This is a genomic window from Kitasatospora sp. NPDC094016 (genome assembly GCF_040304045.1).
Lineage (GTDB): Bacteria > Actinomycetota > Actinomycetes > Streptomycetales > Streptomycetaceae > Kitasatospora.
The window spans coordinates 1-23,853 of sequence record NZ_JBEOUK010000064.1; the positions used below are offsets into that span (position 1 = coordinate 1).

General features: G+C 74.8%; 20 protein-coding genes. 15 read left to right on the forward strand and 5 right to left on the reverse strand.

Annotation, left to right across the window (positions count from 1 at the left end):
* Positions 1-91: 91 nt before the first annotated feature.
* A complete protein-coding gene (locus ABT015_RS35260) occupies positions 92-223 on the reverse strand; it encodes a hypothetical protein (RefSeq protein WP_350886623.1) in 132 nt (43 codons plus the stop codon).
* Between the two features lie 261 nt (positions 224-484).
* Between ABT015_RS35260 and ABT015_RS35265 the strand changes: the two genes are divergently transcribed.
* The gene (locus tag ABT015_RS35265) at positions 485-3,877 is read left to right on the forward strand and encodes a lantibiotic dehydratase (protein WP_350886626.1); all 3,393 of its coding nucleotides are present in this window, start codon (positions 485-487) and stop codon (positions 3,875-3,877) included.
* Positions 3,874-5,199, forward strand: coding sequence for a lanthionine synthetase LanC family protein (locus ABT015_RS35270; RefSeq protein WP_350886629.1), 1,326 nt, complete (start codon positions 3,874-3,876; stop codon positions 5,197-5,199). Before ABT015_RS35265 ends, ABT015_RS35270 begins: the two co-directional genes overlap by 4 nt.
* Positions 5,200-5,282: 83 nt before the next feature.
* On the opposite strand, the gene glmS is transcribed toward ABT015_RS35270, so the two are convergent.
* Both glmS and ABT015_RS35280 read right to left on the reverse strand, forming a co-directional pair.
* Complete coding sequence (glmS, locus tag ABT015_RS35275; protein ID WP_350886632.1) at positions 5,283-7,109, reverse strand: glutamine--fructose-6-phosphate transaminase (isomerizing); 1,827 nt, start codon at positions 7,107-7,109, stop codon at positions 5,283-5,285.
* Positions 7,110-7,200: 91 nt separating this feature from the next.
* Entirely contained in the window at positions 7,201-7,476 is a 276-nt protein-coding gene (locus ABT015_RS35280) for a hypothetical protein (protein WP_063350341.1), read from the reverse strand.
* A 227-nt stretch (positions 7,477-7,703) separates the two neighbouring features.
* Here ABT015_RS35280 and asnB point away from each other — a divergent pair, with 227 nt between their 5' ends.
* The 4 genes from asnB to ABT015_RS35300 all read left to right on the forward strand — a co-directional run bounded on the left by asnB (position 7,704) and on the right by ABT015_RS35300 (position 13,095).
* Positions 7,704-9,554 carry an asparagine synthase (glutamine-hydrolyzing) gene (asnB, locus tag ABT015_RS35285; RefSeq protein WP_350886636.1) on the forward strand — a complete coding sequence of 617 codons (1,851 nt, stop codon included), beginning with the start codon at positions 7,704-7,706 and terminating at the stop codon, positions 9,552-9,554.
* Between the two features lie 238 nt (positions 9,555-9,792).
* Complete coding sequence (locus ABT015_RS35290; RefSeq protein ID WP_350886638.1) at positions 9,793-10,911, forward strand: hypothetical protein; 1,119 nt, start codon at positions 9,793-9,795, stop codon at positions 10,909-10,911.
* A gap of 161 nt (positions 10,912-11,072) precedes the next feature.
* Entirely contained in the window at positions 11,073-12,497 is a 1,425-nt protein-coding gene (locus ABT015_RS35295; protein WP_350886640.1) for a pyridoxal phosphate-dependent decarboxylase family protein, read from the forward strand.
* Between the two features lie 76 nt (positions 12,498-12,573).
* Positions 12,574-13,095 carry a hypothetical protein gene (locus ABT015_RS35300; protein WP_350886643.1) on the forward strand — a complete coding sequence of 174 codons (522 nt, stop codon included), beginning with the start codon at positions 12,574-12,576 and terminating at the stop codon, positions 13,093-13,095.
* A gap of 99 nt (positions 13,096-13,194) precedes the next feature.
* Here the strand turns inward: ABT015_RS35300 and ABT015_RS35305 are convergent, their stop codons facing one another.
* Positions 13,195-13,935 (reverse strand): DUF2306 domain-containing protein, encoded by a 741-nt coding sequence (locus ABT015_RS35305; protein ID WP_350886646.1) that lies wholly within the window; start codon positions 13,933-13,935, stop codon positions 13,195-13,197.
* Positions 13,936-14,339: 404 nt separating this feature from the next.
* Here ABT015_RS35305 and ABT015_RS35310 point away from each other — a divergent pair, with 404 nt between their 5' ends.
* The 5 genes from ABT015_RS35310 to ABT015_RS35330 all read left to right on the forward strand — a co-directional run bounded on the left by ABT015_RS35310 (position 14,340) and on the right by ABT015_RS35330 (position 18,742).
* Positions 14,340-14,789 (forward strand): sortase-dependent protein, encoded by a 450-nt coding sequence (locus ABT015_RS35310; RefSeq protein ID WP_350886649.1) that lies wholly within the window; start codon positions 14,340-14,342, stop codon positions 14,787-14,789.
* Positions 14,790-14,868: 79 nt separating this feature from the next.
* Positions 14,869-15,678, forward strand: coding sequence for a class F sortase (locus ABT015_RS35315; RefSeq protein ID WP_350886652.1), 810 nt, complete (start codon positions 14,869-14,871; stop codon positions 15,676-15,678).
* 174 nt (positions 15,679-15,852) lie between these two features.
* On the forward strand, positions 15,853-16,740 hold the full coding sequence (locus tag ABT015_RS35320) for a hypothetical protein (protein WP_350886655.1): 888 nt from the start codon (positions 15,853-15,855) through the stop codon (positions 16,738-16,740).
* Positions 16,737-17,528, forward strand: coding sequence for a response regulator (locus ABT015_RS35325; RefSeq protein ID WP_350886658.1), 792 nt, complete (start codon positions 16,737-16,739; stop codon positions 17,526-17,528). Before ABT015_RS35320 ends, ABT015_RS35325 begins: the two co-directional genes overlap by 4 nt.
* Entirely contained in the window at positions 17,525-18,742 is a 1,218-nt protein-coding gene (locus tag ABT015_RS35330) for a sensor histidine kinase (RefSeq protein WP_350886661.1), read from the forward strand. Before ABT015_RS35325 ends, ABT015_RS35330 begins: the two co-directional genes overlap by 4 nt.
* Positions 18,743-18,873: 131 nt before the next feature.
* Here ABT015_RS35330 and ABT015_RS35335 read toward each other — a convergent pair whose 3' ends face one another.
* Positions 18,874-19,116, reverse strand: coding sequence for a hypothetical protein (locus ABT015_RS35335; protein ID WP_350886664.1), 243 nt, complete (start codon positions 19,114-19,116; stop codon positions 18,874-18,876).
* A gap of 272 nt (positions 19,117-19,388) precedes the next feature.
* Between ABT015_RS35335 and ABT015_RS35340 the strand changes: the two genes are divergently transcribed.
* From ABT015_RS35340 to ABT015_RS35355, 4 genes are all read left to right on the forward strand, one after another.
* Complete coding sequence (locus ABT015_RS35340; RefSeq protein ID WP_402451855.1) at positions 19,389-20,093, forward strand: GNAT family N-acetyltransferase; 705 nt, start codon at positions 19,389-19,391, stop codon at positions 20,091-20,093.
* Positions 20,094-20,355: 262 nt separating this feature from the next.
* Positions 20,356-21,618 (forward strand): MurT ligase domain-containing protein, encoded by a 1,263-nt coding sequence (locus ABT015_RS35345; protein ID WP_350886666.1) that lies wholly within the window; start codon positions 20,356-20,358, stop codon positions 21,616-21,618.
* Positions 21,619-21,664: 46 nt separating this feature from the next.
* A complete protein-coding gene (locus ABT015_RS35350; protein ID WP_350886669.1) occupies positions 21,665-22,393 on the forward strand; it encodes a type 1 glutamine amidotransferase in 729 nt (242 codons plus the stop codon).
* Positions 22,394-22,747: 354 nt separating this feature from the next.
* Positions 22,748-23,773 carry a 6-phosphofructokinase gene (locus tag ABT015_RS35355; protein WP_350886672.1) on the forward strand — a complete coding sequence of 342 codons (1,026 nt, stop codon included), beginning with the start codon at positions 22,748-22,750 and terminating at the stop codon, positions 23,771-23,773.
* Positions 23,774-23,853: the final 80 nt, after the last annotated feature.

Here is a 23,853-nt window from a genome sequence, read left to right on the forward strand (position 1 = left end):
AGCTACCTCGCCGGCCTCCATCTCCGGGCCTCGATGATCTGGATCAAAGAGCTCACCCGGAACAGCCATTGATCACAACCCAATACCCGCCCTAGATGCACCACGGACGGGTGCAGGACCCCTCACAGGAGATGCTGATCGCGGACTCCTCGTGCTCGCCGAGCTCGGTCGAGACCAGGTCCTGCACGTCAAGGTCGAACAGCTCCAGCATGTCGTCGGCCATGAAGGCCTCCCTTCGTCAGTGCCACGGTTGACCGCGGCGGACTGCAGCGGACGTTAGGCACTCCTGCATGGGCCCAGCAATGGTTCTGCACGGATGAATGGATTAACTCAGCCAAAAATCGAAATAGTTCGATCGATGGTGGACAGTTTTCGATCGCCGAGATAGACACGACCCGACCCGCCGTCAGGAGTGCCGGCCACGTGACGGCATCGGTACGGGGCATGAGCCACCCGGCACGAGGCACGAGGCACGAGGAGCACAGTGGTCGAGACGCACGGAGCGCCCCAGGACGGACTCTTCACCGCGACCGGCCCGGTCCTGCTGCGGACACCCGCACTGCCGCGCTCACGCCGTCACACCGTCCCGGCCGACCCCGCGCACCCCGAGCCCGGGTCCGCCGACACCGCGTTCCTGGCGCACCTCGCCGAGGCCGCCGCCGACCCGGCCCTGCGCGAGGCGATCGAGCTCTCCAGCCCCTCCCTCGCCGACCTGCTCGACCAGGTCGCCGCAGGCACCGTGCCCCGCCCGGCCGTGCTGCGCCGCGCGGCCGAGGCGGTCAGCCGCTACCGGCTGCGGATGACCACCCGGCCGACGCCGTTCGGACTGATGGCCGCGGTCGTGCCGGCGCGCTTCGGCCCGGCGGCCAAGGTCCGCTGGGGCGGGGCCGACCGCCGCGCCCTGCGGCCCGACCTGGGCTGGCTGCTCCCGCTGCTCGACCGGCTACGGACCGACCCCGCGGTGCTGCCCGGCCTGCGGCTGGCCGTGGACCAGCAGGCCCGGCTGCGCGGCGGCCGCCTGGTGCTGCCGTACGTGCCCGAGCGTCGGCCCGCCGCCGGTCCCGGTGCGGGTACGGGTACGGGTACGGGTACGGGTACGGGTGCCGGCGTCGGTGCCGAGCCGGAGCCGGTCGCCGAACGGACCGTACGCGCCACCGCCGTCGTCCGGGCGGCGGTCCGGACCGCCGCCGAACCGGTCCGGCACGGCGACCTGCTGGCCGCGCTGACCGCCGGCTTCCCCACGGCCCCGGCCGAGGCCGTCTCGGCCCTGATCCGCTCCCTGGTCGGCCAGGGCTTCCTGCTCACCGACCTGACGCCTCCGCCGGACAGCACCGACCTGCTCGGCCACGTCCTCGACCGGATACCCGCCGACCACCCCGTGCACCCCGAGCTGACGGCCGTCCGGAGCGCGTTGGCGCAGGCGGCCGCCCTGCCCGGCGGGCAGGCCACCGACCTGCTGCGCGAGCTCCGGACCCGGATGACCCGGCTCGCCCCGGCCGACCGCCCGCTCCACGCGGACCTCGCCCTGGACACCGAGGTGGTCCTGCCGGACCAGGTCCGCACCGAGCTGGAGCGGACCGCCGCGCTCCTCTGGCGCCTGTCGCCGCAGACCCACGCGCCCGAGCACCTGCGCTCGTACCACGCGGAGTTCGTCGAGAGGTACGGCACGGACAGCCCCGTCCCGCTGGCCGAACTGCTCGACCCCGACACCGGTCTGGGCCCGCCGGCCGGCTACCGGCGCCCGGCCGGCCCCCGCGGCACGGCCAACCCCCAGCCCGCCCGGGCCCGCACCGACGCCGACGCGGCCCGCGACCGGTTGCTGGCCGAACTGGCGGCGGGCGCCCTCGCCGACCGGGAGCCGGACGGCACGCTGCCCGAAGTACTCCTGGACGACGACCTGCTGGCCCGGCTGACCCCGCCGCGCGACGGGGCGGGCGGCGCCGTCGACACCCCGCCCGCCTCCCTGGAGCTGTACGCCGAACTGGCGGCGGACTCCCTGGAGGCGCTGGACGCCGGGGACTTCCGGCTCGTGCTCTCCCCTGTCGCCGGCAGTGACCGCGCCGGAGCCACCTTCGGCCGCTTCGCCACCCTGCTCGCGGGCGCGGGCGGCGACCCCGGCCCGGATACCGAACCGGGCGCAGAGCCGGGCCGGTCGACGGGTGACCCCGCAGCGGCCGGCGGGGCCCTGCTGGCCGAGGCCGCCGGATCCGTGCGATCCGCCGAGCCCACCGGGTCCGGCGACGACGGCGCACTCGAAGCGCACCTGGAGTTCACCCCGTACCGCGCACGCCATGCCAACATCGCCCTGACCCCGCGCTGGCTCGACCACCGGGTGGTGGTCAGCGCCTTCGCCGACCCGGGCGGCCCCTCCGTACTGCCGCTGGACGACCTGGTCGTGCTGGCCGACCCCGACCGGCTCGCGGTGTACTCCCGCCGTCTCGGCCGGGAGGTCCGCGTCGCCACCCATCACGTGCTCAACCTGCGCAGCGGTGCGCCCAACGCGGCCCGTTTCCTCCAGGAGGTGACGCTGACCGGGCAACGGCCCTGGCAGCCCTGGGACTGGGGGGCGGCGAGCAGCGCGCCCGTGCTGCCGCGGGTCCGCCGGGGCCGGGTGGTGCTGGCCCCGGCCACCTGGCGGCTGACCGCGCCCGTCCCGGCGGCCACCGCCCCGTTCGAGCAGTGGAACGAGGGCCTGGCCCGCTGGCGCCGACGGTGGGGAGTGCCGGCCGCCGTCCGTCTGATCAGCGGCGACCAGCGGATCAGCCTGGACCTCGACCTCCCGTGGCACCGGCGGCTGTTGCACAGCCAGGCGCGGCGGTCCGCCGAGCCCACCGTGCTCCAGGAGGACCCCAACCCGTTCGGCGACGGCGGCTGGCTGTGCGGACCGGATGGTGCGCGGACCGTCGAACTGGTGGTCCCGCTGCGCCGCAGCACGACCGGCCCGACCGCGGCCGGGCCGCGCCGCCCGCTGCCCGCCCGGCGCGACCGGACCGTCGAACTCCCCGGCGGATCCTGGCTGTTCGCCCGGCTGGCGGCCACCGAGGCGCGCCAGGAGGAGATCCTGGTCGAACACCTGCCCCGGCTGCTCGACGCCCTACCCGCCGATGTGGACCGCTGGTTCTTCATCCGCTACCAGGACTCCGCGCCGCATCTGCGACTGCGTTTCCACGGTGCACCGCCGGTCCTCGCCGCCCAACTGCTGCCCACCGTGCACGACTGGGTACGGGAGCTGCACCGGGCCGGGCTCTCCGCCGACCTGCGCCTGGAGGGGTACGCGCCGGAGACCGACCGTTACGGCGGCGCCGAGGTGCTCGCCGACGCCGAGCGGGTCTTCCAGGCCGACAGCCTGGTCGCGCTGACGGCGCTGCGACTGGCCCGGTCGGAGCGCTCGCTCTCCCGGGACCTGCTCGCCGCCGTGAACCTCGCCGGCACCGCGCAGGGCTTCCTGGCCGGCCGCACGGGGCAGCCGGCGGGGCAGCCGGCGGAAGACCGCGTTCCTGACGGCGGGCCCTCGGTCGGGGCCTGGCTGGCGGGGGTGTATCCGAAATCGGAACGCCACCACCAGGCGTTCCGGGCCCAGCGCGCGGCCGCGTTGCGGGCGATCGGCCCCGACGGGCCGACCGTCCCGGCGGGCGGCCTGCTGCCCGCCGACCCCGCACTGGCCGACGCCTGGCAGCAGCGGGCCGTCGCACTCGCGCGGTACGCGTCCCGGGTGGAGCCGTCGTCGGCCGACCCGGCGCTGGCCTCGCTGCTGCACATGGGCCACAACCGGCTGATCGGGATCGACCGCGAGGCCGAACGCCGGGCCCACGCACTGGCCAGAGGCGCCGTCGAGGCCCACCGGGCCCGCCGCTCCAACCCGCGGGAGGGGCGATGAACACGACGGATCCGATCCGCGCGGTGGCCGACCTGCTCAGCAGGCCCGGTGCGCTCGAAGAACCGGCCGCCGAGGGCGGCGGCGCGTCCGCCACGACGTCACCGGCCACGCCGCGCGCAGCGGCGCACTCGCTCGGGGCCGGCCGCAGCGGCGCCGCGCTCGCGCTCGCCGTGCTGGCCGACCGCGAGAACGACGCCGCGCTGCGCCGCGCCGCGCACGGGCACCTCGCGGCCGCCGTGAAAGCCCCCGGGGCGATGCGGGGCGGCGGACTCTTCTCCGGCGCCGCCGCGATCGCCTTCGCCGCCCGCACCATGGCGCGGCGCCCCGGCGAGTACCGCACGCTGCTCGACGGGCTGGCGCCCCGGATCCGGCAGGCGGCGGCCGGGCGCGTCGCCGACCTGCGCGCCGACCTGGCCGCCGGCACGGGCCTGCGCGCGCACACCTTCGACGCCGTCTCGGGCGCGGCGGGCCTGGGCCGGCTGCTGCTCGCGCTGGAGCCGGCCGGACCGGCGCTGGCCGACCTGCTCAGCGCGCTGGTCGCGCTGGCCGAGCCGACCGGCGGCGTGCTGCCGCGCTGGTGGACCGCCGGTGGACCGGGACTGCCCGGCGCGGATCCCGGGTTCCCCCGGGGGCACCTCAACCTGGGCCTGGCCCACGGGGTCCCGGGCCCGCTGGCCCTCCTGGCGCTGGCCCGGCTGCGCGGTGTGCAGGTGCCCGGCCAGGACGAGGCGATCGAGGCGCTGGCGAGCTGGCTCGCCGCCCGGCGGATCCCCGGCCCGGTCGACCCGGCCGGGGGTCGGCTCGGCGCGGGCGGCTCCTGGCCGCTGACCGTGCGCGTCGAGGACGAGGAGGCCGGCCGGCTGCCGACGGACCAGCCGACACTGGCGGCCTGGTGCTACGGAACCCCCGGTACGGCCCGCGCGCTCTTCCTGGCGGGTGCGGCCCGCGGCCGCTCCGACTGGCGGACCACCGCCGTCGCGGCGCTGGCCGACACGCTGCGCGACCCCGACGGTTGGAACCTCCAGGGCCCCGGACTCTGCCACGGCACCGGCGGCCTGTTGCGGATCGCCCAACGGATGGCCGAGGACTCCGGTTCCGCCGAACTGACCGCCCGTCTGCCCGCCCTCGCCGCCACCGTCGCGGGCCGGCTCGACACGGCACTCGGCGCCGGCGACCCGCCCGGCCTCCTGGAGGGGACGGCAGGCGCGGCCCTCGCCCTGCACGCCCACGCCAGTGCCCATGCCCGTACCGCTGCGCAGGCGTCCTCGGCGGGCACCGGCGACCTCGCCGAGGAGTGGGACGCCTTCCTCCTGATCTGCTGAGCTGCCGATCTGTTGAGCTGCTGGGCAGCTGAGCCGCAGGAAGGCCGCCCCACCCGCCGGGGCATCACTCCTCCGGGAGCGCCCTACTCCACCGTCACGCTCTTCGCCAGGTTGCGCGGCTTGTCGACGTCACGGTCGAGGGCCACGGCGGCGTGGTACGCGAGGAGTTGGAGCGGGATGTTGAGCAGCAGCGGGTCGAGCTCGGGCTCGCTCTTGGGGACGAGGACGCAGTGGTCGGCGAGCTTGTCCTCGGGGCGGCGGTGCGCGATGGCGATCACGCGGCCGGAGCGGGCCTTGATCTCACCGAGGGTGGTGAGGTTCTTGTCGAGCAGTTCGTCGTCCGGGACGAGTGCGATGGTGGGCAGTTCGGGGCTGATCAGCGCCAGCGGACCGTGCTTCAGCTCGCTCGCCGGGTAGGCCTCGGCGTGCACGTAGGAGATCTCCTTGAGCTTCTGCGCGCCCTCCCGGGCGACCGGGTAGCCGCGGACCCGGCCGATGAACATCATTCCCGCCGATCCGGCGTACTCGGCGGCGAGTTCGGCGATGGCCTCGGTCTGCGCGAGCACCTCGCGGATCTGGTCCGGCAGCGCCTTCAGGGCCGCGACGATCCGGCGGCCGTCGGCGGGCGACAGGTCGTGGATGCGGCCGAAGTGCAGGGCGAGCAGCGCGAAGGCGACCACCGTGGAGGTGAAGGCCTTGGTGGAGGCGACCGAGATCTCCGGCCCGGCGTGCAGGTACATGCCGCCGTCGCACTCGCGGGCGATGGCGCTGCCCACGGTGTTGACGACGCCGAGCACCCGGCCGCCCTTGCGCTTGATCTCCTGGACGGCGGCCAGCGTGTCGTAGGTCTCGCCGGACTGGCTGACCGCGATGTAGAGCGTGTCCGCCTCGATCACCGGGTTGCGGTAGCGGAACTCGGAGGCGGGCTCGCTGTGCGCGGGGATGCGGGAGAGCTCCTCGATCAGCTGGGCGCCCATCTCGCCGGCGTAGTAGGCGGATCCGCAGCCGAGGATCTTCACCCGGCGGATCTCGCGCAGCTCGCGGGCGTCCAGGTTGAGGCCGCCGAGGTGCGCGGTGGAGAAGCGCTCGTCGAGCCGGCCGCTGAGCGTGCGCTCGACCGAGCCGGGCTGCTCGTGGATCTCCTTGAGCAGGAAGTGCTCGTAGCCGCCGGTGTCGTAGGAGTCGATCTCCCAGTCCACGGTGGACGGCTGGTGGTGGGTGGTGCGGGCGTCGGTGGTGAAGGTGCGGAAGCCGTCGGCGCGGACGGTGGCCAGCTCGCCGTCCTCCAGGTGGACGACCTGGCGGGTGTAGCGGACGAGCGCGGAGACGTCGGAGGCGACGAACATCTCCTTCTCACCGAGGCCGAGCACTATCGGGCTGCCGTTGCGGGCGGCCACGATCCGGTCCGGCTGCTCGGCGTCGAGCACCGCGATGCCGTAGGTGCCGACCACCCGGCCGAGCGCGGCGCGCACCGCGTCCTCCAGCTCGACGCCCTCGCCGACGTGCGCGGCGATCAGGTGGGAGAGCACCTCGGTGTCGGTCTCGGAGCGGAACACGACGCCGTCGGCGGTGAGCTTGGCGCGCAGTTCGTCGGCGTTCTCGATGATGCCGTTGTGCACGACGGCGATCCGCTCGGCGCCGTCCAGGTGCGGGTGGGCGTTGGCGTCACTGGGCACGCCGTGGGTCGCCCAACGGGTGTGGCCGATGCCGGTGCTGCCCTTGAACCGGGCCGGGACGGCGGCGGCCAAGTCGGCGACCCTGCCCTTCACCTTGCGGACCTTGAGCCCGCCGGTGCGCCCGGTGACCGCCACGCCGGCCGAGTCGTAGCCGCGGTACTCCAGCCGGGCCAGGCCCTCCAGCAGGAAGGGGGTCGCGTCCTTGGGGCCGATGTAGGCCACGATTCCGCACATGCGTGGTCTCCTCTTCTTGAATGCCGTGAATGCCGTGAATGCCGCAAGTGCTGTGAACGCGCCGGTGCCGTACCCCCCGCCCCGGCAGCGCTCAGCCGTAGACGATCCGGCGCAGCTGGCGGGCCGAGAGCTCGGGTGCCGCGACCCGGCGGGCGGGGAGTTCCTCGGCGAGCCGGGTGAAGATCCGTTCGTTGGTCAGTCCGCGCGCCTGGAGCTCGCCGTGGCGGCGGCGGACGTACTCCTCGGTGCTCTCGGAGAAGTACGCCAGCACCTCCGCCACGACCCGCGCCGCCTCCCGGGGCCCGAGCGGGCTGGTCCGGGTGAGGTGGGCGAGGAGGTCGTCGTGAGGGTGGGGTGAGCTCGGCACGAGTGAGGAGCCTAGGCCGCACCGCCCGCCGGGGCCAAGAATCCTGCCCGAATTCGGGCAGACTTTACGACTTTCAGCTCAAACAACCAGTCACATCACCCTCCCGAGCCCCTCCCGCCCCCTTCCCGACCCCCTCCCGACTCCTTGGCGACGCACCCTTGTAGCCGCACCCCTCCGACACGTAGCGTCATTTTCCGCATACGTAGCGGAAGACCGGAGGCTTGCTGATGTGCGGGATCACCGGATGGGTCGCCTTCAACCGTGACCTCACCGCCGAACGGGCCGTCGTCGACGCCATGACGGCCACCCAGATCTGCCGCGGCCCGGACGCCGGCGGCGTCCACCTGGAGCGACACGCCGCCCTCGGCCACCGCCGCCTCGCGGTGATCGACGTGGAGGGCGGCGTCCAGCCGATGACCGTCGAGCACGACGGCCGGCTGCTGGCGGCGCTCACCTACAGCGGCGAGGTCTACAACCACCGCGAGCTGCGCGCGGAACTGAAGGCGGCCGGACACCGCTTCCGCACCCGCAGCGACACCGAGGTCGTGCTGCACGCCTACCTGGAGTGGGGCGAGGGCCTGGCCGAACGCCTCAACGGGATGTTCGCCTTCGCGATCTGGGACGCCCTCAGCGAGGAACTGCTGCTGGTCCGCGACCGGATGGGCGTCAAGCCGCTGCACTACCACCTCACCCCCGACGGCGTGCTCTTCGGCTCCGAGGTGAAGGCCATCCTGGCCCACCCCGCCGTCCGCCCGGTGGTCGACCTGGACGGGCTGCGCGAACTGCTCGCCTTCACCCGCACCCCGGGCATCACCCCCTACCGGGGCATCGTCGAGGTCCGGCCCGGGCACGTCGTCCGGGTCCGCCGCGAGGGCGTGTCGGTGCGCCGGTACTGGGCCCTGGAGGCGCGCGAGCACACCGACACCCTGGAGGCCACCGTCGCCACCGTCCGGGCCCTGCTGGACGACATCGTCCACCGCCAGCTCGATTCGGACGTCCCGCTCTGCTCGCTGCTCTCCGGCGGCCTGGACTCCAGCGCCGTCACCGCCCTCGCCGCCCGGGTCCTACGGGCCGAGGGCGCCGGACCGGTGCGCTCCTTCGCCGTCGACTTCGCCGGCCAGAGCGAGAACTTCCACGCCAGCGAGGTCCGGCCGACCCTGGACGGCCCGTACGCCCGGATGCTGGCCGAACACGTCGGCGCCGACCACAACGTGATCGAGCTGGACGCCGCCGCGCTCACCGACCTCGCCCAGCGGGACGCCGTCCTGCGCGCCCGCGACCTGCCCGGCGGCTTCGGCGACATGGACATCTCGCTGCTGCTGCTCTTCCGGGGCGTGCGCCGCCAGTCCACCGTCGCCCTGTCGGGCGAGTCCGCGGACGAGCTGTTCGGCGGCTACCGCTGGTTCCACGACCCGAAGGCCGTCGCCGCCGACGACTTCCCCTGGGCGGTCTCGCTGACCGGCCTCGGCGGCCAGGGCACAGGCCCGCGCGAACACCTGCTCGACGCCGGCCTGCTCGCCGAGCTCGACCTGGCCGGCTACCGGCGGGCCCGCTACCACGAGGCACTCGCCGAAGTCCCGCACCTGCCGGACGCCGATCCGCTGGAACGGCGGATGCGCGAGATCTCGTACCTCCACCTGACCCGCTTCGTCTGCATCCTGCTCGACCGCAAGGACCGGATGAGCATGGCCAACGGCCTGGAGGTGCGGGTGCCGTTCTGCGACCACCGGCTGGTCCAGTACGTCTTCAACACGCCGTGGGCGATGAAGCACTTCGACGGCCGGGAGAAGAGCCTGCTGCGCGCCGCCGTCCGGGACGTGCTGCCGGACGCCGTCGCCGACCGGGTGAAGAGCCCGTACCCGGTCACCGAGGACCCGCACTACCCGGCGCTGCTGCGGGCCGAGCTCGCCCGGCTCGCCGCCGAGCAGAAGTCCCCGGCGCTCGCCCTGCTCGACCGGCGGCGCCTCGCCGACGCGCTCGATCCGGGCACCGACCCGCAGTCCGTCCGGCTGGCCGTCGACTTCGCGCTCGAACTGCACACCTGGCTGACGGACTACCAGGTGACGCTGGACATCTGACGGCGGGCCGCCCCGGGCGGCGCGGCGGCCGTGACGGCGGGCCGTTGCGCCGTTCGGGTGATTGATCCGGGTGACGAATCCCGGTGATCATCCGGAACCAACCCGCCGCGCCCGGGCGTCGGACGGTGCGGTAGCGTCGCCGACACCTCCCGAATGGCGGGCGATAACGCGGATTCCCGCCGGCGTGCCGTCAGGATGGGAGCGAACCGTCCACCTCGATCCGCCGGGGGATCACCTCATGCAACCGCGGGTATTCGCGATTCTCACCGCCCTGCTCCTGGGCGTCCTGGGCCTCGGGTCGGTGGCCGTCACCGACTGGTCGCCCGCGACCGCCACCGCGGCGGCGGCCCCGGCCCCCACCACGGGCACCGGCGCCGCCGCGCCCGGCGTCGCACCGGCGGCCGCGAGCGCCACCCCGACCGGCGACCCGGCGGTGTGGACCCGCTCGACACTGCGCAACAAGCTGATGGCCGAGATGGACGCCACCGACCCCGGCGTCGCGCTCGCCGACCTCGACAAGATCACCAAGGAGAAGCCGTACACCGTGCGCTTCTGCCACCCGATCGCGCACGAGCTCGGCCACGCGGCGGTCAAGCGCTTCAACGCCGACTTCCAGAAGGTCATCTCCTTCCCGCACGAGACCTGCGCGGCCGGCTACCTGCACGGCGCGGTCGAGGAGATGCTCAACGCCTCCGCCCAGCCCGAGGTGGACCTGCTCAAGCTCTGCGCGCCCAAGAACACCGGCCCGTGCATCCACGGCGTCGGCCACGGCACCATGTTCGTCGCCAAGCAGGACGTCCCCAAGGCGCGCGAGCTGTGCAGCAAGTTCCCCAGCGACCAGAACAAGATCCGCTGTTCCGAAGGGCTGTTCATGCAGCTCTTCGGCCCGGACGAGGAGGACGAGAAGGCCAAGGCGAACCTGCCCGCCGACAAGCTCGCCCAGGACCCGCTGTACCCGTGCAAGGACCAGCCGGCCCTGTTCCAGTCCGCGTGCTTCTTCTACGCCCCGACCTTCTACCTCTCCTCGCACGACTACCCGAACCACCCCGAGGTCTACGCCGACGCCCTCAAGTGGTGCCTCAACGGCAAGTCCAGCGGCGGGGCGACCGACTGCAGCCGCGGCGTCGGCTCGCGGACGATGAAGTACAACCTCGACCGCGAGGACTGGGCCGCCCAGCAGTGCGGCACCGCCGCCGACGGCTGGCAGCGCAAGGCCTGCGCCGAGGGCCTGGTCAGCTACTACACGGTGAACTACACCGACGACGGCGCGGCCGGCCGGCTCTGCGCCAAGATCACCGACAGGGAGATGCAGGGCTACTGCCGCTCCGCCAGCGGCCTGTCCGGCTCGCTCGACTGACCTCGCCCGCCCCGCCGGGACCGACCGCCCCGTCTCACCTGGAGGGCCCGCGCCGCACGGCGCGGGCCCTTTCCGTAGGATCGGCCGACCGGTCCACCGGACCGGACGATCAGGGTGCGCCGAGGACGCCGCGCCTCCCCCGCCCCTGGAGAGCCGCCACCATGACCACCGAGGACTTCCGCGCCGCCGCGCACACCGCCGCCGACCTCGTCTGCGACTACCTCGCCGAACTGCCCGGGCGACCGGTCTGGCAGCCGATGGACGACACCGCCCGCCGGGCCCTGCTCGACGCCCCGCTGCCCGCCGACGGCCGCCCGCTCGCCGACCTCCTCGCCGCCATCGGGCAGGACGTCCTCCCCCACCCGATGGGCAACGGCCACCCCCGCTTCTTCGGCTGGGTCAACTCCGCCCCCGCCCCCGCCGGAGTCCTCGCCACCCTCGCAGCCTCCGCCATGAACCCCAGCTCGGCCGGCGGCGACCACGCCGACGTCCACCTGGAACGCGCCGTGGTCCGCTGGATCGCCGAACTCGTCGGCTTCCCGCACCCGGCCGGCGGCGGCCTGCTCACCTCCGGCACCTCGATGGCCACCATCGTGTGCCTGGCCGCCGCCCGCAACCGCGCCGCCCGCCGGGCCGGCTGGGACGTCCGCGAGGACGGTCTGGCCGGCCTGCCGCCGCTGGTCGGCTACGTCACCGGCGAGACCCACTCCTGCGTCCGCAAGGCCGCCGAACTCCTCGGCCTCGGCAGCCGGCACCTACGCACCGTCGCCACCGGGCCGGACGGCCGCCTCGACCCCGCCGAACTGCGGGCCGCCGTCGAACGCGACCGGGCCGCCGGGCTGCTGCCCTTCCTGGTCGTCGCCTCCGCCGGCACCGTCGGCACCGGCGCCGTCGACGACTTCGGCCCGATCGCCGACCTCTGCGCCGAGCAGCGCCTGTGGCTGCACGTCGACGGCGCGTACGGGGCCTTCGGCCGGCTCGACCCGGCCATCGCCAACCGCTACGCCGGCCTGGAGCGCGCCGACTCCCTCGCCCTCGACCCGCACAAGTGGCTGGGCGTGCCCGTGGACTGCGGCTGCGCGCTGGTGCGCGACACCGAGGAACTGCGCGCCACCTTCAGCCTCGTCCCCTCCTACCTGCGCGACGAGGCGGCCGGCGCGCTCGGCTGGTTCTCCGAGTACGGCACCGAGCAGACCCGCCCGTTCCGCGCGCTCAAGGTCTGGGCCACCATCGCCCACAAGGGCCGCGACGGCATCGCCCGGGACATCGCCCGCTGCACCACCCTCGCCCGCTGCCTCGGCGAACTGATCGAGGCCGACGGGGAGTTGGAGCTGCTGGCCGAGGTCCAGACCTCCATCGTCGCGTTCCGCCACCGCACCCCCGGGCACGACGAGGCCGCCGTCGACGCCCTCAACCGCGAACTCCCCGCCGCCGTCCAGCGGCGCGGCCGGGTCTTCGTCACCGGGGCCCGTCTCGGCGACCGCGAGATGCTCCGGGCCTGCCTGCTCAACGCCGCCACCACCGAGGCCGACCTGGAGCTCCTGCTCGCCGAGGTCAAGGCGGCGGCCGCGGACCTGCGACCGTAACGCGGGCCCGGCGGCCTTAACCACCAGGTCACGGCGGGTTCGTGGACAGGAAACACCCGTCGGGCAGGGTGCTGTCATGGAGCAGACGGAGCACACGGAGCACCCGACCATGCAGCCGACGCCCACCCTCCCCCGGGCCCGACGACGCGGCGCCGGCACCCACCGCTGGCGCCGCGACAGCGTCGAACTCGCCGCCGTCTTCGTCTCGGTCACCGCGGCCGACCTGGTCGCCAAGATCGTCGTCCGCGGCCCCGACGGCCCGGTGGTCCTCGCCGCCGCCGCCCTCGCCCTCCTCGCCACCGCCCTCTTCCACACCTGGTGGTCCCAGCGCCACCACCCCCACTCCCCCGCGCCCCCGACCGCCCTGTGGCGCGTCCGCACCGCCGCCCGCAGCACCCCCGACGGCCTGGCCCGTGTCCACACCGCCCTGGCCGACCAGCACGTCGCCGTCCTCTCCCGCCAGCCCCACCCCCTCCCCGGCACCACCGTCGACGAGCTCTACCTCCGCGCCCCCCACACCCTCACCCCCACCGACCTCACCACCCTCCTCGCCACCACCGGCCACCCCCTCCTCGACACCCCCACCCGCATCGGCTGACTGCGGCCGGCGCGACCACGCGACGCGGCGGGCTCCCCGACACCGGTCCGCAGGAGGGGGTTTGACGCCCCTCCCGCGAGCCCGCCCGCCGCGTCCGGCTCAGGACCGCGGGCCGGCCGGAATGAGACGGTAGGCGGGCAGGCCCCGGCGGCAGATGAGGAATTCGGCGACTATCAGGTTGGGCAGCCAGCTGAGGAACGGGAGGGCGGCGTAGGCGTTGTCGAAGAAGCGCTCGCCGTCGACGGCCCCCTGGGCGGTGAGCGTCTGGAGGAGGATGAGGACGCCGAGCCAGGACCGGAGGGTGACGGCGGCGTAGGTGAGGGCGAAGCTGCGGATCATCCAGGCGCGGTGGCCCGGCAGGTCGCGGTCGCGGGCGGCGCGGTAGCCGCGCCAGGTGGTCCAGGCCCAGAGCAGGGCGAGCCCGCCGAAGCCGAAGAAGCCGTTGAAGGCGGCGGAGTTGAAGAACGCCATGACGAACGCGGCCAGGGACCCCACCGCGACCCCGACGACGTAGACGCGGCCGGTCCAGCGGTGGACGGCGGGGGATCGCCGGCGCAGCGCGGTGGAGAACTGGAACGGGCCGACCAGCAGCGCGAGCGCGGCCGTCACGATGTGGACGTAGAAGGTGACTTGGACGGCCATCGGGCGCTCGGCGTAGGTGGCGGACACGCCGCCCTTCGACGCGGTGATGGGCAGGCCGGCCTGGGCGTACGTCCCCACGGCGTACCCGACGATCGCGAGCGAGGTCAGCAGGACGACGGTCCAGCGGACGCGCCCTCCCCTCCTGCTCGTCGGGGCGGGGGCTGGGGCGGTCGCGGCGCGGGCGGAGGTACTGGTCATCGGTGACCCCGATCGGCTGGAGGTGGGACGGCATCACGTGCACGGTGCGGCGGCGCGCGGTCGGCCGGCGCTCTGCTCCCGGCGCCCACCACCCCTTGAACCGGGGCCTACCGCCACGCTGTTCGAACCGCAGCCAGTGTGGCCGGGCCCCCGGCCCCGGGCCATGGAGCGGTCCCCCGGGCCGGGAGGGGGTTACCCCCACGACCCGACGCGGCGTCAGCCGGCGCGCCCCCAAACCTCCGGCGGCGCCGCCACCCGGCCGCAACGGGCCCCGGGGTTCGTTACGCAGCCGATGGGCGGCCGTGACACGACCGGCCGGGGACCGCGACACGGCCCTCCTACCGTCATGGACGACGCACCGGCCACCCCGGCCGGGAGGCGTCCACGACGAAGGAGAACACCGTATGAGCAGGAGCCGTACCCACCGCTCCCCCGCCCGCCGCGTGCTGGCCGTCTGCGCCCTGACCGGCGGCGCGCTGCTGACCGTCGTCACCGGCGGTCAGGCCTTCGCCGACGGGACCCCGTCCGCCGCGCCTGCTGCGGGTGCCGGCGTGTCGGCCGCCCCCACCGCGACGCCCAGCCAGGGCCAGCCCGCCCCGGCCGCCCCGTCGGTCGCGGCCAAGACCGCCACTGCCACGCCCAGCGCGAAGCCCTCCGCCGGTGGCGCCGCGGTCTCCAGTGACGGCACGGCCCAGGTCCGTGAGGTGCCCAAGGGCGCGGCCCAGGCCGGCGACGGATCCGGCGAGACCGACAGCAACGGCCTGATGCTGGCCGGTGGCGGGGCCGTCGCGGCCGTCGGCGCCGGTGCGCTGGGCTTCGCGATGCTGCGCCGCCGCTCCGGTGCGCGCGGCTGACACCGGCCCCGAGTCCGCCGGGCACCCCGGCGCCGTTCCCCCGCCCTTGACCGGGCGGGGAGGCGGCGCCGGGGGCCCGGTGGGTACCGGGGCCCCGGCGGGCGGCGGGCAGCCCGACAGCACGCCCGGCGCCGACGGGCCGGTCCGCCACGGCCTCCCGCGCGGTGGCCGCAGCCGGCGGCACCGCAAGGCCTCCCCCGGCCCGGGCACACTGCGCCGGACGGCGTTCGGTGCGGCGGGCCTGGCCTGCCTGGTACTGGGCACCACCGTGGCGTTGTCCGGCCAGCAGACCCCGGTGGTGCGGGTCGAGCCCTCGGTGCACGGCAGTACCGACACCCCGGCGGCCGCGCCCTCGGGAGGCCCCGGAACCACCGGGACGGCCGGGAGCACCGGGAGCCCGGCCGGTGCGCCGAAGCCGTTCGCCGCTTCGGCGCCGACCCGGCTGCTGGTCCCGGCCGCCGGGGTGGACGCCCCGGTGACCGACCTCGGGCTGAACCCCGACGGGACGGTCGAGGTGCCGGCCGCCGACCGCGCCGGCGAGGTCGGCTGGTACCGCAACGGGCCGACGCCCGGGGAGGCCGGCCCCGCCGTCCTCATCGGGCACTACGACACCGCGCACGGCCCGGCGGTCTTCCACGGCGTGCCGAAGCTGCGGCCGGGCGACCTGATCCAGGTGCGGCGCGCGGACGGCAGCACCGTGGACTTCAAGGTCCGCTCGCTGCTCCAGGCCGCCAAGGACCGCTTCCCGACCGAAGCGGTCTACGGTGACACTCCCGAACCCGCTCTCAGGCTCATCACCTGCGGCGGGCGGATCGGCTCGGACGGGCACTGGACGGACAACATCATCGTCCTGGCGGACCTGGCCGGTCCGGGCGGCGCGACCGGCTGAAGCCGCCGCGCTGTCCCGCCGTCCCGGCCGCCGCGCCGGTTCGACAGCCGAAACGATCCGACGGCCGGGACGGCGGGACGGGAACCACCGACCGCCGTCCACGCGACCTACCACCGAGGCCGGTGCGGGGACGAACCGGCGCATCGCCGCAGACCAGGAGGACGAGCACCGACCGTGGCAGCAGCATCCCCACCCCGCCGCCGGCCCGTCGCCGTGCCGGTGGCGGCCTTCGCCGCCCTGGCCGTCCTCGTGACGCTCGCGGCCCTGGCCCTCGGCCGTGCCACCCCCGGCGGGCTCCAGGACCACGGCTCCACCCAGCCGGTGGCACCGCCGCTGGTGGCCCAGCCGCTCTGGCCCGGCCTGGCGGCCTCTCCGCCACCGCGCCCTCCGGCCACCGGCGCCGGGGCCGCCACGCAGGCCGCGCCGCAACCCGTCCCGGACGTGACCGTCCCCGGGCACGACATCAGGACGGTCGACGTCCGCACCGTCCTCGCCAAGGACTCCACGGTGGGCCCGGAGGAGCGGCGCGCCCTGGACTCCTGCCCCGCCTGCGACGTCCGCAGCCCCGAGTTCCGTGACCTCACCGGGGACGGGCGGGACGAACTGGTCGTCGCCGTCGCCACCCCCGGGCCCGTCGTCCTGCACGTCTACCTGCTGGCCGACGACCGGCTGCTGCCCATCCTCCAGGTCGAGGTGCTGAAGGGGTTCAGCGCCGCGACCGTCGGATCCGACCTGTGGCTCTACGAGCCGACCGGCGCGTTCGTCCGGACCAGCAGCCACTACCAGTGGGACGGCGTCCGGCTCGGCCTGCTGGAGCGGAAGGTCGAGGACACCGGCCCGATCGCCGGCCCGGCCGGCGGAGCCGCGAACGGCAACACCCAGACGCCCACCAGCACGCCCTCCGCCGGCCCCGCCGTCGCCCCGAACGGTGTCGGCGGCTCACCCTTCCAGCCGAAGCCCTCCGCGCCCAGCCCGGGCGCCGGCGCGGGCGTCTCCTCCCCGAGGACGGCCGTCCCGGTCCCCATCCGCCCGCCCTCGGCTCCCTCGGAAGCGAAGCCATGAACCCCGCAGCCGCGCCCGCCCACCCGCACATCCTGCTCGTCGAGGACGACGAGGTGATCCGGGAGGCCACCCGGATGGCCCTGGAGCGTTACGGCTTCCCGGTCACCACGGCCGCCGACGGCCTGGAGGGCCTGGAGGCCTTCCACGCCGTGCGCCCCGACCTCCTCCTGCTGGACGTCATGCTGCCGCTCCTCGACGGGGTCGGCCTCTGCCGCCGGATCCGGGAGGAGAGCCAGCTGCCGATCCTGATGATGTCGGCCCGCACCGACCCGGTCGACGTGGTGTCCGGCCTGGAGGCCGGGGCGGACGACTACGTCGTCAAGCCCTTCGAGAGCGCCGTGCTGGTCGCCCGGATCCGCACCGTGCTGCGCCGGGTTCGGGTGGTCCCGGTCGAACCCGCGCCGCCCGGGGAGCCGGTGGACCCCGCCGTCCCCGTCGCAGCGCCAACCGCCGCTACCGCCACCGCCACCGCCGTGCCCGCGGACGCCCCCTCCCCCGCGCTGCGCAGCTTCGACGGCATGCAGGTGGACACCGACAGCATGGAGGTGCGCGTCGACGGCCGCCTCGTCCCGCTCACCCCCACCGAGCTGCGGCTGCTGCTGGAGTTCACCGCCGCGCCCGGCATCGTGCTGGAGCGCTCCACCCTGCTGGAACGCGTCTGGGACTACGACTGGGGCGCCGACACCCGGGTGGTGGACGTCCACGTGCAGCGGCTGCGCGCCAAGATCGGCTCCGGCCGGATCGAGACCGTCCGCGGGTTCGGCTACAAGCTGCGGCGTCCGGCATGACCCTGCGCCGTCAGATCGCCACCGCCGTCGCCGCCATCGCCGTCCTGGTGGCGGTGGCCGTCGGCCTGCTCGTCCACCAGGCGATGATCCGTCAGCACGTGGACCAGGCCCGCGCCGCCGCGCTCGCCGCGCTCGGCTCGGCCGTGGACACCTACAAGCGCGGCGAGGTCACCGACCGGTTCGCCCTGGACGACCCGGCGCTGCCCGAGGGGCTGCGGACGCTCGCGGCCGACGGCCGCGAGGGCTCGCTGCTCGCCGGCGGTCCGCAGGGCGAGTCGATGTGGGCGGCCCGACCGGTCCAGACCGGGGTGCTCTCCGTCCGGGTGGACTTCACCCAGGACCGGCAGGCGATCGCCGACCTCGACCGGATCATCCTGATCACCGTCGTCGCCGCCGTCTTCACCACCGTGCTGGCCGGCGTCCTGGTCGCCGACCGGATCAGCCGCCGGCTGCGCACCGCGGCGACGGCCGCCCGGGGCATCGCCGCCGGCCGGACGGACACCCGGATCGGCGAGCTCGTCGACGGGAAGGACGAGGTCGCCGACCTCGCCGCCGCCGTCGACCTGATGTCCCGCACCCTGCACCAGCGGCTGGAGGACGAGCAGCGCTTCACGGCGGACGTCGCCCACGAACTGCGCACCCCGCTCACCGGCCTGGTCACCGCGGCCGAACTGCTCCCGCCCGGCCGCCCCACCCAGCTCGTCCAGAACCGGGTGCAGGCCCTGCGCTCGCTGGTCGAGGACCTGCTGGAGGTCTCCCGCCTCGACGCCGACGCCGAGATCCCGGACTTCGCCCCCGTACCGCTGGAGCGAGCGGTGCGCCGCACCGTCACGCTCACCGGCCTGGAGGTCGACGTGGACGTGGACGTCGCCGCCGACCGCCAGGTCCGCACCGACCTGCGCCGCCTCGACCGCATCCTCGGCAACCTGCTGATCAACGCCCACCGGCACGGCACCGCGCCGATCCGGCTGCACGTCGACGGCCACCGGATCACCGTCCGCGACCACGGCCCCGGCTACCCCGACGACCTCCTCGCCCGCGGCCCCCAACGCTTCCGCACCAACGCCCCCGAACGCGGGCGCGGCCACGGCCTCGGCCTCACCATCGCCACCGGCCACGCCCGGGTCATCGGCGCCGCCCTCACCTTCACCAACCACCCCGACGGCGGCGCCCTCGCCACCCTCACCCTCCCCGACGACCCGTCGCACCCCTGACCCCCCGACCGCAGCCGTGCGACCCGGCCGACCAGGTGGCAGCGGTGGCCGGGGCCTGAGGCGGTCCCTCGGGCGGCCCCGGCCCGCCGGGTCGCTCAGCCGTCACTCGGCCGTCGTCGCCCGGCCGTTGCTCAGCTGTCGCCCGGCTGGACGACGCACGCCGAGTTCGCGAGCATCGACCCGAAGCCGCCGAGCAGCGTGGAGACGACAGCCTTGCAGGCGGCGGCCTCCTGGGGCGTCTTGGGACCGTCGGCGGCGGCCGCCGGCTGGGCGAGGGCGATCGGCGCGGCCAGCAGCAGTGCGCAGCACGCCGCGCCCAGTACGGACCGCCGCACGAGGGCGGACTTCTTCGGGAAGGACGACGGGAAGGACATGTGAGCCCCTTCGGGGGAGGTGGGATCGGCGAAAAGCCGAGCCATCCCTATCCGAAGGGGCTCGCCCGTTCCCGGATTCTGCGCCATCCGTGAGCGTGTCCAGGTCAACTCTCCGGCCAGGGCCGGGCGATCGCCCCGGACCGGTCGGCCGCCCAGGTGCCCGAGCCCGGCCGAGCCCCCCGAACACGGTCACGCTCCGGAACCGTCCAGGTCATTCCTGCGTTCACGATCACGTAACCGGCCGGAAGCGCGGCGTCGGTAGCGTCGGCGGCATGACGGCATCACGCACTCGCCCCGAACGGCTCTGGCACCGGCCATTCCGCAGGTCCGACCGCAGGTGCGCGGCGCCCGAGGGCCAGGCCGCCCGGCTGCCCGCGCTCACCGGGGGCCCGTTGCGGCCCGCCCGTCCGCACCCCCCGGTCGACCGGCCGCGAGCCGTGACGGAGCCGGACCGGGAGGCGCCGTCCCGGTTGACGCTGGCGGACGGGACGGCACTGACGCTGCGCCCCGCCGGACCGGCCGACCGGGCCGCGGCCCTGGCGATGCACCTCCGCTGCTCCCCCGCCTCGCTGCGGCTGCGCTACCACGGGCCCGTCCGCGACGCCGGCCGCTACCTGGACCACCTGCTGGACGCCCGGCACGGCCACAGCCTCGCCGCGACGGCCGCCGACGGGCGGATCGTCGCCCTCGGGCACCTGATGTGGGACGACGACGAGGCGGAGCTGGCGGTGCTGGTCGAGGACGCCTGGCAGCGGCGCGGACTCGGTCCGGCCCTGCTGCGGCAGCTGTCGGCGGCGGCCAGGGCTGCCGGTGTCACGACGGTGTACGCGGTGACCCACGCCGCCAACACCGGGCTGATCGCCGCGATGCGCCGGCTGGCCGCGCCGCTGGACTTCCGGGCCGAGGACGGCACCCTGGTGATCACCGCCACGCTGGCCGCGGACGAGCCGGTCTCCTGCGCCCGCCCGGGCCGCTGATCTTTTCTTCACCACATCCTCACCCGGGAACCCCGAGAGCCCGGAGAGCGTCCCAAGCGGCGAAGGCCCCCTCCGTACACCGTCTTCCCCGACGAGCCGTCAGGGCGCCCCGGGCGGCGCCTCCGGCCGCGTCACAGCAGGCTGTCCGGGGTCCGGATCGTCGAGCCGGGCGGCGGAGTCGGTAGGCTGGCCCCGTCCCCGCCGCCCGACGGCCCGTTAATCCGGACCCGGGTGGTGCCGCAGCAAGGAGGAACCACTGAGCATGGCAGGCACCGAATCGGAGCCCACAGGCGCACGCGACGCCTCGCTGCCGGCCCGCGCCAAGATCGCGGTCACGGCCGGTCGGGTCGCTGCCGCCGTGTCCCGCAAGGCCGGACGCGGAAGCGGCTCGGTGATCGGCGGCAAGGTCGCCCTGAGGCTCGACCCCGACCTGCTCGCCACCCTCGCCGACCACCTCGACGTCGTCCTGGTCAGCGCCACCAACGGCAAGACCACCACGACCCGCCTGATCGCCGAGGCGCTGCGCGCCGCCGGCCCGGTGGTCTCCAACGCCCTGGGCGCCAACATGCCGGCCGGCATCACCTCCGCCCTGGCCGGCGGCTCGGACGCCCGCTTCGGCGTGATCGAGGTCGACGAGAAGTACCTGGCGGGCGTCGCCCGCGACACCCGCCCCAAGGCGATCGCCCTGCTCAACCTCTCCCGCGACCAGCTCGACCGCGCCGCCGAGACCCGGATGATGGCCGAGAAGTGGCGCGAGGGCCTCCAGGACACCGAGGCCGTGGTCATCGCCAACGCGGACGACCCGCTGGTGACCTGGGCCGCCTCGTCCTGCAAGAAGGTGGTCTGGGTGGCCGCCGGGCAGGCCTGGAAGGAGGACGCCTGGTCCTGCCCCGCCTGCGGCGGTGTGATGCAGCGCCCCGGCGACGACTGGTTCTGCCAGGAGTGCGGCTTCCGGCGCCCCAACCCGCACTGGGCGCTCCAGGGCACCCACGTGATCGACCCGCAGCGCGGCGCCTGGCCGATCCAGCTGCAGCTGCCCGGCCGGGCCAACCTGGCCAACGCCACCAGCTCGGCCGCCGTCGCCGCCGTGTTCGGCGTCTCCCCGCAGGTCGCGCTGGAGCGGATGCGCTCGGTCACGGCCGTCGCCGGCCGCTACGACGTGGTCCAGTACCAGGGCCGGGACATCCGGCTGCTGCTGGCCAAGAACCCGGCCGGCTGGCTGGAGACCTTCTCGCTGATCGACGGCCCGCCCGCGCCGGTGATCCTCTCCGTCAACGCGCTCGACGCCGACGGCACGGACACCTCCTGGCTGTGGGACGTCGACTACGAGCGCCTCGCCGGGCACCCGGTGTTCGTGATGGGGCAGCGCAAGCTGGACCTGGCCGTCCGCCTGGAGGTCGCCGGACTGCAGTTCCACGTGGTGGACACGCTGGAGCAGGCCGTCCGGATGGCCCCGCCCGGCCGGATCGAGGCCATCGCCAACTACACCGCCTTCCAGCAGCTGCGGAAGGTCGTGGCCGGCTGATGCCGCGCCTGCAGCCCCATCTGATCGTGACGGAAGGCCTTCGAGGATGAGTGAGAGCAGCCTGCGCGTGGTCTGGGTCTACCCGGACCTGCTCAGCACCTACGGCGACCGGGGCAACGCCCTGGTCGTGGAGCGCCGGGCCCGCCAGCGCCATCTCAACGTGACCCGGATCGACGTCCGCTCCGACCAGGCGGTCCCCACCAGCGGCGACATCTACCTGATCGGCGGCGGCGAGGACCGTCCGCAGCGGCTCGCCGCCGAGCGGCTGCGCAACGACACCGGCCTGATCCGGGCCTCCGAGAACGGCGCGATCATCTTCGGCGTCTGCGCGGGCTTCCAGATCATGGGCCACGAGTTCGTCAACGACCTCGGCGAGCGCGAGCCGGGCCTCGGCCTGCTCGACGTCTGGACCACCCGCGGCGACGGCGCCCGCTGCGTCGGCGACGTCCTCGCCGACGTCGACCCGCGCCTCGGCCTGCCGCAGCTGACCGGCTTCGAGAACCACCAGGGCGTCACCCACCTCGGCCAGGGCGTCCAGCCGCTGGCCACCGTGGTCGCGGGCCGGGGCAACGGCACCGGCGACGGCACCGAGGGCGCCTGGCGGGACACCGTGTTCGGCACCTACCTGCACGGCCCGGTGCTGGCCCGCAACCCCGCCGTGGCCGACATGCTGATCAAGCTGGCACTGGACGTCAACGCCCTGCCGCCGGCGGACACCACCTGGTACGACGCGCTGCGCGCCGAGCGCATCGCCGCCACGACGCGCCCCGCGTAGTACGTCCGCCCGCCCCGAAGCCCGGGTGCCCGCGATGCGGTCACCCGGTTCAGGGGCGGCCCCGGACGTACCACAATGGGGCTGCCTACTGCACACCCTCCTCGGCAGCAGGCTGCACTTCCGCGCGGGGGCGCCGACGGCGCCGCTCCCGCGTCGGCTCCTGCCCGGCCGGACCAGGGGCCGTATGCTCGACTTCGCGGCCGTTTTCGGGCGTTCTGTCCGGATCGGCCGGTCCTTCACCCCGCGGCCACCTCCCCGCCACTCCGGCGTGGGAGCGCCCCGCTACGGTGACGGCTCGTCGTCCCAGCCTGTAGTCCGGCCGTTCCTCGGTTCTGCTCGGGAGTTGCAAAGCTAATGCGTATCGGAGTGCTGACCAGCGGCGGTGACTGCCCCGGCCTGAACGCGGTGATCCGTTCCGTGGTCCACCGGGGGGTGGTCGACCACGGCGACGAGATCATCGGTTTCCAGGACGGCTGGCGCGGTCTCCTGGAGGGCGTCCACCGGCCGCTCACCCTCGACTCGGTGAGCGGCATCCTGGCCCAGGGCGGCACGATCCTCGGCTCGTCCCGGGTCCAGCCCAGCCACCTGCGCGACGGCGTCGAGCGCGCCAAGCGACTGTGCGCCGACCTCGGCATCGACGCGGTGATCCCGATCGGCGGCGAGGGCACCCTCAAGGCCGCCAAGCTGATGAGCGACGCCGGACTGCCGGTGGTCGGGGTCCCGAAGACCATCGACAACGACATCGCCTCCACCGACGTCACCTTCGGCTTCGACACCGCCGTCTCGGTCGCCACCGAGGCGCTGGACCGGCTGAAGACCACCGCCGAATCCCACCAGCGGGTCATGGTCGTCGAGGTCATGGGCCGGCACACCGGCTGGATCGCGCTCAACGCGGGCATGGCGGCCGGCGCGCACGCCATCGTCGTCCCGGAGCGGCCGTTCCACATCGACAAGCTGACCGCCGTCGTCCGCGAACGCTTCGACCGGCAGAAGAAGTTCGCCATCGTGGTCTGCGCCGAGGGCGCCAAGCCCGAGCCCGGCACCATGCACTGGGAAGAGGGCACCAAGGACATCTACGGCCACGAGCGGTTCACCGGCATCGCCACCCAGCTCTCCCGCGAGCTGGAGCACCGGCTCGGCAAGGAGGCCCGCCCGGTGATCCTCGGCCACACCCAGCGCGGCGGCACCCCGACCGCGTACGACCGGGTGCTCGCCACCCGCTTCGGCTGGCACGCCGTCGAGGCCGTCCACAAGGGCGCGTTCGGACACATCACCGCGCTGCAAGGCACCGACATCAACCTGGTGCCGATCGCCGAGGCGGTCGCCGAGCTGAAGACCGTCCCGCAGGAGCGCTACCTGGAGGCGGAGACGGTCATCTGACCTCTCCCGCCCCGCCGAGGGCCCGGACCGCTACCGGTCCGGGCCCTCGCGCGTCCGACGGGCGCCCCCGCGACGGCCCC

What these genes read in the sequence shown, in the direction of transcription:
- ABT015_RS35260 (WP_350886623.1), bottom strand. Translation starts at nt 223, where the DNA reads ATGGCCGACGACATGCTGGAGCTGTTCGACCTTGACGTGCAGGACCTG.
- ABT015_RS35270 (WP_350886629.1), top strand. Translation starts at nt 3,874, where the DNA reads ATGAACACGACGGATCCGATCCGCGCGGTGGCCGACCTGCTCAGCAGG.
- glmS (WP_350886632.1), bottom strand. Translation starts at nt 7,109, where the DNA reads ATGTGCGGAATCGTGGCCTACATCGGCCCCAAGGACGCGACCCCCTTC.
- asnB (WP_350886636.1), top strand. Translation starts at nt 7,704, where the DNA reads ATGTGCGGGATCACCGGATGGGTCGCCTTCAACCGTGACCTCACCGCC.
- ABT015_RS35290 (WP_350886638.1), top strand. Translation starts at nt 9,793, where the DNA reads ATGCAACCGCGGGTATTCGCGATTCTCACCGCCCTGCTCCTGGGCGTC.
- ABT015_RS35295 (WP_350886640.1), top strand. Translation starts at nt 11,073, where the DNA reads ATGACCACCGAGGACTTCCGCGCCGCCGCGCACACCGCCGCCGACCTC.
- ABT015_RS35300 (WP_350886643.1), top strand. Translation starts at nt 12,574, where the DNA reads ATGGAGCAGACGGAGCACACGGAGCACCCGACCATGCAGCCGACGCCC.
- ABT015_RS35305 (WP_350886646.1), bottom strand. Translation starts at nt 13,935, where the DNA reads ATGACCAGTACCTCCGCCCGCGCCGCGACCGCCCCAGCCCCCGCCCCG.
- ABT015_RS35310 (WP_350886649.1), top strand. Translation starts at nt 14,340, where the DNA reads ATGAGCAGGAGCCGTACCCACCGCTCCCCCGCCCGCCGCGTGCTGGCC.
- ABT015_RS35325 (WP_350886658.1), top strand. Translation starts at nt 16,737, where the DNA reads ATGAACCCCGCAGCCGCGCCCGCCCACCCGCACATCCTGCTCGTCGAG.
- ABT015_RS35330 (WP_350886661.1), top strand. Translation starts at nt 17,525, where the DNA reads ATGACCCTGCGCCGTCAGATCGCCACCGCCGTCGCCGCCATCGCCGTC.
- ABT015_RS35335 (WP_350886664.1), bottom strand. Translation starts at nt 19,116, where the DNA reads ATGTCCTTCCCGTCGTCCTTCCCGAAGAAGTCCGCCCTCGTGCGGCGG.
- ABT015_RS35340 (WP_402451855.1), top strand. Translation starts at nt 19,389, where the DNA reads ATGACGGCATCACGCACTCGCCCCGAACGGCTCTGGCACCGGCCATTC.
- ABT015_RS35345 (WP_350886666.1), top strand. Translation starts at nt 20,356, where the DNA reads ATGGCAGGCACCGAATCGGAGCCCACAGGCGCACGCGACGCCTCGCTG.
- ABT015_RS35350 (WP_350886669.1), top strand. Translation starts at nt 21,665, where the DNA reads ATGAGTGAGAGCAGCCTGCGCGTGGTCTGGGTCTACCCGGACCTGCTC.
- ABT015_RS35355 (WP_350886672.1), top strand. Translation starts at nt 22,748, where the DNA reads ATGCGTATCGGAGTGCTGACCAGCGGCGGTGACTGCCCCGGCCTGAAC.